The sequence below is a fragment of the Paenibacillus ehimensis NBRC 15659 genome, assembly GCF_004000785.1.
Taxonomy (GTDB): Bacteria; Bacillota; Bacilli; order Paenibacillales; family NBRC-103111; genus Paenibacillus_G; species Paenibacillus_G ehimensis.
The window spans coordinates 26,897-36,282 of sequence record NZ_BILX01000070.1 but is presented as its reverse complement, the minus strand read 5'-3'; the positions used below and the strand labels follow the sequence as shown (position 1 = coordinate 36,282).

Sequence of the window (9,386 nt, the reverse complement as noted above, 5' to 3'; positions counted from 1 at the left end):
AACTTGCAAGGTGTTTTTGATCCCTGTCTCACAAACGGGGGTCAGTTCCCCTTGGTTCCGTCGCTTTTTTTGTAAGTGCTTGGCGAACGAATCATAAGTAATTCATATTCGTTCCACGAAATGATCAACTCCCGACAGGCATTTCCACTATATTCTTACACATGATATACTGTTGTATATAATACACCTGTATATCATATACTTGCCCGAAGGAGAGTGTAGTTTGTGCGCGAAACCTGCGTTCCGACTGGCGTGAACCTAAAAGACACCGGCTTTGGATATACGTTGTCCTTAATAGGCGGTAAATATAAAATGATTATTTTGTATTGGCTGGCTGAAAATAAAGTGATGCGGCATAATGAGCTGAAGCGAAGTATCGGCACGATTTCCTTTAAATCGCTAAGCACCATGTTAAAAGAGCTGGAGGCCGATGGCTTGATCATACGCAAGGAATTTCCCCAAGTCCCTCCAAAAGTCGAATATTCGTTATCCGAACGTGGTCTTTCTCTTATTCCCTTGTTAAATATGATGTGCGAGTGGGGAGAGAAGAACGGCTTGCCGGCTCAGGAGGCTGTACAGCGGTAAATCAAAAGAAGTATCTCCTAAACAAGGAAATACTTCTTTTTTCGCTTTAATAAAGCTGCCAATATTACAGGTTGTCAATAAATGTCACATAATCTTGTGCGCTTCTTTCCAATTTACTTACAGACGGCTCAGTTTCTTCACCAGGCACATTTTCACCAGGCTCAGTTTCCGTACCGTAAAATGCAAAGAACGAACGATAGTCTGCACTGCAGTATCGGAAGGTGGTTTCAAAAGGAGATAATATATGTTCAAGCGTATAGCGGTATCTTCCTTCTTCACGGTAATCTTCTTTTTTAATTCCGGCCGATACGGCTAAAGCCGCTTTGCGGTTCTTTAATTTATCGCCATTCGAACCATAAGCCCAGCCATAAGCAAAAACGTCATCAAGCCATTTTTTCAGGAGAGGCGGGCAATTAAACCAATAAATCGGGAACTGTAAAACAAGATTGCCATGCGATTCAATAAGCTGCTGTTCTTGTTCCGCATCAATGTTTCCGTCAGGGTAAACCTTATGCAGTTCGTGGACCGTATACTTTTCCGGATATTTTTGGAGTTCTTCAACCCATCGCTTATTGACGACGGAGGTTTCTATGCTTGGGTGGGTGACGATAACAAGAGTTTTCAAGGGGATGTCCTCCTTAAGGATGATTTACTACTTGAGTATAAATCGCGCACTGCCAATATGTAAGTATGCACTTTTAGTACAGGTACTTACCAAAAGGAGAGTGTCGGAGGGGAAGCATACTGCTGTGAAATTATGGAGAAAAGCACTAAACTCCATTTGTAAATCTAAAAGTGAATACGAAGCCTTATTATCGAGGTTGTCTCCAATAAAGGCTGCAGCAAGATCATGACTATGATAAGTTTTTTGGTGAAAGCAATCATTATTATTTTGTTTATGAAAGGGGTACTTCCGTTTGTTGAATTCGATAAAAAGTTTGTTTGATGATCCGGATCGATTTGCACAATTCATTGCCAAAACGGATTTAGTCAAACTAACCTTCGAACATTATGAGCTTTTAAGAAATCACATGGCCATCGATCTAATTCTCTCCCCGAAAAATCAATATCAAGATATTCAAGAGGCGTTTGCGTCTCTCTTCTGCAAAGAACTTCACAATATGCATGAATGGGATATAACCAATCAATATGCTAATGATGATAAAGAGTGGCTTATGGCTTTGAAGGACATATGGATACCGGAAAATTTTTTGAAGTATCCGGGGTTACAGGTAGAGATGGAGAATGCTTCGAGTTTCATTAAAAGTGTGGAATTGGATTTTCAAAATGTTCATGTCCCTTCAGAAACAGCAAACGATGTTCTAAAGAAAATATCAAAAAATCCAACCGTAATCAGACTACAAAAACGGAACGTATATGATCAATACTTTGGTGAAAGTGAAGCGTACTACTTCTTATACGAGTGGGGAATTTATAGTTGATTAAATTCATTGCATCAATGTGCTCGAACAAATCCGATCAAGAAAATTTGTTTACATCCAATAATTATACGGATAATTGCGACATCGTACGCTATTATGGAATTTACTAGCTTATCATGAAATGGAATGATGCAAAGTGAATTACATCGTGTTTGATTTGGAAGCTACTTGCTGGGAACATGACCGAACAAAACAAAACGAAATTATTGAAATCGGCGCCGTTAAAATCAATGATAAACTTGAAATCGTCGATGAATTTCAAACATTTATTAAGCCTGTATTAAATCCTTTGTTGTCTGATTTTTGCAAAAAACTAACCTCCATTACACAAGAGGATGTGAATCAAGCACAATATTTTCCGGAAGCCATTCAACAATTTCAAGATTGGATTGGCAAAGAAGATTACTTCTTGTGCTCTTGGGGATTTTACGATAAGAATCAACTAATCAAGGATTGTGAACTTCATACAATAAGTACCGAATGGCTTGCCAGTCATATCAGTATGAAACATCAACATGGCAAGATGATCGGCAAAGAGCGGGGAGTAGGTATGGCAAGGGCGCTGGAAATGCTTAAGCTGCCGCTAGAGGGCACACACCATCGGGGAATTGATGATGCCCGGAATATTGCCAAGATATTTGTAAGGATTTTTGACAAGCTGGACTTTTGATCGAGAAAAACATGATTTGAGATTCATACAGGAGCGTGGGGCTTGATGAAATGGAAGCTGGATATAAACCATAAAAAGCTATGCGGGATGGTTTTTTCTTTTGATTCAAGGATAGGCTAAGCTTTATACAAGACAAAGTTAACCGGCGAAAAGACCGGTTATTTTTATTTGCACATAATTTTATTTTATATTGCATTTTTAATACATATGCGATATATTGAATATAACAATAAGTTGATGAGGGATGATTCTATTGCCAATACCCAAAAATTTTTCTGCACCTGTGCGCATGTCTGCCAAGGAAAGAGCCTTTTCGCAAATTCAACGCTGGATTATTGATGGCACGCTTCAACCAGGGGAGAAATTGCTTGACGCAGAACTAGCCGAAACCTTGTCAGTAAGTCGTACCCCAATACGGGAAGCGTTTCAGTTGTTAGAAGTCCAGGGATTAGTATCCATGCACCCAGGAAAGGAAACGAGAGTAACTCTGATCGAAAAAGAAGATATATTGAAAATGTATCCCACGCTTGCCGCACTTCACGGTTTAGCTGCCGAGCAGGCAGTAAAATGGATGAATTCTGAACAAGTAGAGACATTAAAACAATTGAATTCTGATTTCCGAAACGCAATCGAGACCGGACAGCCCTATAAGGCAATGGAGTTGGATGAGCAATTTCACAATCTAATTGTTGAAATGTCGGAAAACCCGTACATTGCGTCCTTCGGCGCATCCTTACAAATTCATATCCGCCGCTTTAAGTACGTGTTTCTAAAGCAAGCGATAACAACAACGTTGGCTTCAGCGGATGAACACGACCTCATCATTAAAGCTCTAATGGAAGGCAATGCTGATCTGGCTTTAAAGATGATGAAACAAAATATTATTCGACCGATGAACGAATTGTACGAGACTTTAAGCGAGGGAGTTCAATGATAATGAACGACAATAAGGACTTAAGAATTCGAAGCAAAGTCATAAGTGAAGGTGCCAATCGATCTCCCAATCGTGCCATGCTGCGTGCCGTAGGTTTTAAGGATGAGGATTTCAAGAAGCCCATGGTTGGGGTAGCGAGCACTTGGAGTGAGGTTACTCCATGCAATATGCATATAAACGATCTTGCCGTGCATGCAAAAAAAGGACTTCAGATACATGGCGGAGCCCCTCTTATCTTTAACACCATCACCGTTTCCGATGGGATCTCGATGGGGCACGAGGGAATGACCTTTTCTCTGCCAAGTCGAGAAGCGATAGCCGATTCCATTGAAATTGTAATGGGAGCCGAACGCTTCGATGGATTGGTAGCGATCGGAGGCTGCGATAAAAATACTCCTGCCTGTCTAATGGCAATCGGGAGAATGAATTTACCGGCAGTATACGTATACGGCGGCACGATTCAGCCGGGTAGTTTGGATGGCAAACAGGTGGATATCGTCAGTGCGTTTGAGGCTGTGGGACAGTACCACGATGGCAGGATGACGGAGGAGGAATTGCATAAAGTTGAATGCAGCGCTTGTCCCGGCCCCGGTTCATGCGGGGGGATGTATACAGCGAATACGATGGCAACGGCTGCAGAAGCGATGGGAATGAGCTTGCCGGGCTCCGCTTCGACGGCAGCGATTTCTCCGGATAAAGCCGGGGAGTGCGAGAAAGCCGGCAAATACGTACTTGAGCTTCTAAGAAAGGGGATCTATCCTCGCGATATTATGACGAAGCAGGCTTTTGAGAACGCGATTACCGTGGTGATGGCGCTTGGAGGCTCGACGAATGCCTTTCTTCATCTCATCGCCATTGCGCATTCCGCCGGAGTGGAATTGACATATGACGATTTTGAACGGATTCGCAAAAGAGTGCCTCACCTTGCCGACCTCAAACCTAGCGGAAAACATGCCATGCAAGATCTGAACGATATCGGAGGCGTTCAAGGCGTGATGAAGCTGCTATTGGACAAAGGGTTGCTTCATGGAGATTGCATGACGGTTACAGGCAAGACGTTGGCGGAGAATTTGGCGGAGGTTCCGGGGTTGATCGAGGGGCAGAGGATCATACGTCCATTTGAAAATCCGCTGAAACCCGACGGTCCTCTTGTTGTGCTTCGCGGGAATCTTGCGCCAGAAGGCGCCATCGCGAAAATGTCAGGCTTGAGTAAACACCGGTTTACGGGCCCTGCGAAAGTGTACGACAGCGAAGAGGCTGCAACCGAAGCGATCGTGAATAATGAGATTCGTAAAGGCGATGTTCTTATCATTAGATATTGCGGTCCGAAGGGTGGGCCAGGAATGCCTGAGATGCTCTCTGTCACAGCCTTAATTGTCGGGAAAGGGTTAGGCGGAGAAGTCGCGCTTATAACGGACGGGCGATTCTCTGGGGGATCTCACGGTTTTGTCATTGGACATGTTGCCCCGGAAGCGCAAGTCGGGGGGCCAATTGCATTACTTCAAACTGGCGATCTTGTCACGATTGACAGTAAGACTCAAGAAATAAATTTTGACGTGTCGGAACATGAATTGAAGCAGCGTGCGGAAGCATGGGTGCAGCCCCCTTTCAAAAAATCGTCAGGAGTACTTGGCAAATATGCAAGACAAGTTTCATCTGCTTCAAAAGGGGCTGTCACAGATTTATTCGAATAACTTCATGTATATCGCCCAATAAAGTAAAAACCAATAGATTAACTTGGAAAAAGTCGTCGTATTCTTACACCATTAGCATAACAACAAATGATAAGCAACGTTTATTCGACATTTACTACCACTCACCACGAATGGATATTGTTCTCTGAGCGATTGTTAATACCTACATCCATGAGAGCTGCGGCTCTCTTTTTTCATGAGAATACCTTAAGAAGAGATGAGGTGGTAAAATAGGGGTAACTGATAAAAAGGACTGACTCTCATGCAAGACCTGAAAAGGATCGTACACAAGCTGAGCCAAGCGGTGGAACAAAACAAACATATTATAGGTGCGGCCGTCGGCTGCGGCCTTTTTGCCAAATATGCCGAAACCGGCGGCGCGGACTTTATTCTGGTACTGAATGCGGGGCGGTTTCGCTTAATGGGGTACAGCTCGACGGCCAGCCTGCTTCCTTTCGGCAATAGCAACCAGATGGTCATGGAGACAGGCATCCAAGAGGTGCTTCGCAATGTAAGCTCCATTCCATGTATTTTTGGCTTATGCGCCACCGATCCGGGGATCGTGCTGGAGAATTATTTGGACGACATTCGCAATGCCGGCTTTGCAGGGATCACCAATTACCCGACCGTCGGACTAATCGACGGTGTGTTTGGCGAAGCGCTCCAGGAAGCAGGGATATCCTTCGATAGGGAAGTCGCCGCCATACAGAAAGCCCGCGAGAAGGGCCTGTTTACGATTGCGTTCGTTTTTAATGAGGAACAGGCTGCCCAGATGGCTGCCGCCGGGGCACATATCATTTGCGCTCATCTCGGATTTACCAAAGGCGGAAGCTCGGGGGTCAAGCTGACCATCAGCTTGGAGGAGAGCGCAGCTCGATCCGATAAAATCTTTAAAGCGGCCGTAACGGTCAATCCGGATGTTTTCAAGCTGGTTTACGGAGGGCCTGTCAATTCCCCGGAAAATGCGGAGTACATTTACAACCATACGGAAGCGATGGGCTACATCGGCGGGTCCAGCTTTGAACGAATTCCGACGGAAGCAAGCATCGTCCGGGTGACGGAGCTGTTCAAAAAATACCAGGAAGTCAAGTCGGAAAACAAACAGCTCAGACAGCAGCTGGATTTGCACACGGCGATCAAGCAAGCCGACTATGTCCGATATATCACCTCGTATGTGACCATGCATCTTCATGAGCCGATCACGTTCGATCATTTGTCCAAAGAGCTTCATCTGAACCGGAACTATTTGAGCCAGCTCTTCCGAAAGAAAATGGGGATCAGCTTCTCCGAATGGCTGATTCAGACGCGGATCGGGACCGCTAAAGATTTGCTGAAGAAGGAACACAGCAGCATTCAAGACATAGCCCGGCAGGTCGGCTATGAGGACGCGTCTTATTTTAGCAGGCTGTTCAAAAAGGAAACCGGCATGACGCCAAGCGAGTGGAAAGAAATCTCCCACAAAAATAACAAAATCCCAAGGAATTGATCCTTGGGATATGCCGCTTCTTAATTTCTGCGCAAGCTGACAAATCGCTGCGTTTGCTCGCGAATCGCACGCTCGGTGGGCAAACGTTCCATAGAGCTTGCCCCGTAGAACCCGTGAATTTCCGGGCATCTTTCCAATACGTAGGCGGCATCCTCCGGCTCGGCAATCGGACCGCCATGACACAGAATAAGAATGTCCGGTCTTACTTGGGTAGCCGCGGCCGCAATGGAGCGAATCTCTTCGACACATTGGTCCAAAGTCTTAGCGGTTTGGGCCCCGATCGTTCCCGAGGTCGTCAAGCCTAAGTGAATGACAAGAATATCCGCGCCGGCATTCGTCATTTTGATCGCATCCTGCTCGGTAAACACATAAGGCGTCGTCAGCAAATCCTCTTCATGCGCCAGACGGATCATTTCGACTTCTTTATCGTAGCCCATATTCGTTTCTTCCAGATTCATGCGGAAGTTCCCGTCGATCAGTCCGACCGTAGGGAAGTTTTGGACGCCGACGAAGCCTTCGTCTTTGATCTGTTTCAAGAAACGGCTCACGACCCGCATCGGGTCCGTCCCGCATACCCCCGCAATAACCGGCGTTTTCTTCACAACCGGCAGAACTTCGCTTGCCATTTCCAATACGATCGAGTTGGCATCCCCATACGGCATAAGTCCGGCCAAAGAACCGTGCCCGGCCATCCGAAACCTTCCCGAGTTATAAATGACGATCAGATCGATTCCGCCGTCTTCTTCGAACTTCGCGCTAATTCCTGTTCCGGCCCCGCCGCCGATAATGTAGCCGCCTTGCTTAACCTTTTCCTGCAGAGCCGCCAAAATACGTTGTCTTGTCGAAACCATGACATCGTCTCCATTTCTCAGTAGAAGTATGAGTCCATACCGTCAGTATGGCCGAATCCGCGGCGTGAAACCATAGATTATTGTAATTTCAATTAGTATTATGGTAGGGTCTAACCGAAAACCCTATCATAATCCTACTTGATGTTACCTAAATCTATTCTTTTGTCCGTCCGATTCTGCGATAGTAGAGATATGAAAGCGCCGCCAATCACACAAAAAACATGGAGGAGGCACAACGATGAAGGGGAAAATTGTCATTATCGGTACCCTCGATACGAAGGGAAAAGAAATTTTATTCATTAAAAATATCATCGAAGGCACGGGTGTATCGACGATTGTCATGAATACGGGAGTCATCGGCGGCGCAAGCTGGGATGCCGACATCTCGAACGAGACGGTCGCTCATGCGGGAGGGGCGTCGCTTCAGGAGCTGGTTGCGAAGGATGACCGGGGTTATGCCATGGATGTCATGATGAGAGGCGCTGCGGCGATCATGACAGAGCTGTACCGGAACAAGGAAGTTGCCGGCGTGATCAGTCTGGGAGGATCCGCGGGTACGACGATCGGCACGTATGCGATGCAAGCGCTCCCGGTCGGCGTCCCGAAGCTCATGGTATCCACGGTTGCGTCCGGAAACACGAGACCCTATGTTGGGGAAAAAGATATTACCATGATGTATTCGGTCGTCGATATTTCGGGCATCAACCGGTTGTCCGCCAACATCCTTGCCAACGCCGCTTATGCTATTGCCGGAATGGCAAAAGGCGTTCCGCCGCAATTGGAAAATAAGCCATTGATCGCGGCGACCATGTTCGGGGTGACCACGCCTTGCGTCAATAAAGCAAGAGAATACCTGGAGCAGCAAGGGTATGAAGTGCTCGTTTTCCATGCGACCGGCAGCGGCGGCATGGCAATGGAAGCGTTGATTGAAAGCGGGTTTATCGAAGGGGCATTGGACGTCACCACGACGGAGTGGTGCGACGAGCTGGCCGGCGGCGTGCTTTCGGCCGGAGCGAGCCGTTTGGAGGCCGCCGCTAAGGCAGGCATTCCGCAGGTCGTATCGACCGGCGCTCTGGATATGGTGAATTTCGGAGCCATGGATACGGTTCCTGAGAAGTACGCAGGCCGGAATCTATATAAACATAATGCGACCATCACGTTAATGAGAACAAATGTGGAAGAAAACCGGCAATTGGGCCAAATCATCTCCTCCAAACTGAACCGCTCGACCGGCCCTTGCGCGTTATTCCTGCCTCTAAAAGGGGTTTCGCTGATCGATAACGAAGGCCAGCCCTTTTATGGACCGGAAGAAGACGCTGCGCTGTTTGATGCCCTAAGAACGAATCTAGACCGGGAACGCGTCGAGTTGGTTGAGATGGAGCATAACGTCAATGACGAAGCCTTTGCTCTGGCCATGGCGAAAAAACTAATTGAATTGATGAAAAAATAAAGTCGGACAACAAAAAAGATCAGAAGCGGCGTTTTCCACAGGCTCTCGGCCAGGGAAGGCCGCTTTTTATTTTGGAGTCAAGCAAAGGCGTTCGTTCCCTTAGAACATGCAACAGTTATGCGGTTTCTTAGTTGGCTGTCATACTTATCCAAAACTTGCTTGAAAGTATGGACGGAAATGGATAATGGATGTATAATCATTTACTGATAATGATTATCAGTATCACGATACACAAGGCAAAGTGCCTTTCATTCCAGCAAAGACAAGGATGGTT

Annotated in this window: 9 protein-coding genes; 7 read left to right on the top strand and 2 right to left on the bottom strand. The window is 46.3% G+C overall.

Annotated elements, in window-relative coordinates; genetic code table 11:
- Window positions 1-225: 225 nt before the first annotated feature.
- Window positions 226-585 (top strand): winged helix-turn-helix transcriptional regulator, encoded by a 360-nt coding sequence (locus PEH01S_RS27645; RefSeq protein ID WP_025844259.1) that lies wholly within the window; start codon window positions 226-228, stop codon window positions 583-585.
- A 64-nt stretch (window positions 586-649) separates the two neighbouring features.
- Here the strand turns inward: PEH01S_RS27645 and PEH01S_RS27640 are convergent, their stop codons facing one another.
- Window positions 650-1,210 carry an NAD(P)H-dependent oxidoreductase gene (locus PEH01S_RS27640; protein WP_127489331.1) on the bottom strand — a complete coding sequence of 187 codons (561 nt, stop codon included), beginning with the start codon at window positions 1,208-1,210 and terminating at the stop codon, window positions 650-652.
- Window positions 1,211-1,502: 292 nt separating this feature from the next.
- Here PEH01S_RS27640 and PEH01S_RS27635 point away from each other — a divergent pair, with 292 nt between their 5' ends.
- The 5 genes from PEH01S_RS27635 (at window position 1,503) to PEH01S_RS27615 (ending at window position 6,811) form a co-directional block, all read left to right on the top strand.
- Window positions 1,503-2,027: a hypothetical protein gene (locus tag PEH01S_RS27635; protein ID WP_127489329.1), complete on the top strand. Its 525-nt coding sequence runs from the start codon at window positions 1,503-1,505 to the stop codon at window positions 2,025-2,027.
- 136 nt (window positions 2,028-2,163) lie between these two features.
- Window positions 2,164-2,697 (top strand): 3'-5' exonuclease, encoded by a 534-nt coding sequence (locus PEH01S_RS27630; RefSeq protein WP_127489327.1) that lies wholly within the window; start codon window positions 2,164-2,166, stop codon window positions 2,695-2,697.
- A 253-nt stretch (window positions 2,698-2,950) separates the two neighbouring features.
- A complete protein-coding gene (locus PEH01S_RS27625) occupies window positions 2,951-3,631 on the top strand; it encodes a GntR family transcriptional regulator (RefSeq protein ID WP_025844264.1) in 681 nt (226 codons plus the stop codon).
- 2 nt (window positions 3,632-3,633) lie between these two features.
- Complete coding sequence (gene ilvD, locus PEH01S_RS27620) at window positions 3,634-5,325, top strand: dihydroxy-acid dehydratase (RefSeq protein ID WP_025844266.1); 1,692 nt, start codon at window positions 3,634-3,636, stop codon at window positions 5,323-5,325.
- Between the two features lie 262 nt (window positions 5,326-5,587).
- Complete coding sequence (locus tag PEH01S_RS27615) at window positions 5,588-6,811, top strand: phosphoenolpyruvate hydrolase family protein (RefSeq protein ID WP_127489325.1); 1,224 nt, start codon at window positions 5,588-5,590, stop codon at window positions 6,809-6,811.
- Between the two features lie 20 nt (window positions 6,812-6,831).
- Here PEH01S_RS27615 and PEH01S_RS27610 read toward each other — a convergent pair whose 3' ends face one another.
- Window positions 6,832-7,662, bottom strand: coding sequence for a phosphoenolpyruvate hydrolase family protein (locus tag PEH01S_RS27610; protein ID WP_127489323.1), 831 nt, complete (start codon window positions 7,660-7,662; stop codon window positions 6,832-6,834).
- 238 nt (window positions 7,663-7,900) lie between these two features.
- On the opposite strand from PEH01S_RS27610, the gene PEH01S_RS27605 reads away from it, so the two are divergent.
- Entirely contained in the window at window positions 7,901-9,112 is a 1,212-nt protein-coding gene (locus PEH01S_RS27605) for a Tm-1-like ATP-binding domain-containing protein (protein WP_127489321.1), read from the top strand.
- The last annotated feature ends 274 nt before the right edge of the window (window positions 9,113-9,386 follow it).

What these genes read in the sequence shown, in the direction of transcription:
- PEH01S_RS27605 (WP_127489321.1), top strand. Translation starts at nt 7,901, where the DNA reads ATGAAGGGGAAAATTGTCATTATCGGTACCCTCGATACGAAGGGAAAA.
- ilvD (WP_025844266.1), top strand. Translation starts at nt 3,634, where the DNA reads ATGAACGACAATAAGGACTTAAGAATTCGAAGCAAAGTCATAAGTGAA.
- PEH01S_RS27610 (WP_127489323.1), bottom strand. Translation starts at nt 7,662, where the DNA reads ATGGTTTCGACAAGACAACGTATTTTGGCGGCTCTGCAGGAAAAGGTT.
- PEH01S_RS27615 (WP_127489325.1), top strand. Translation starts at nt 5,588, where the DNA reads ATGCAAGACCTGAAAAGGATCGTACACAAGCTGAGCCAAGCGGTGGAA.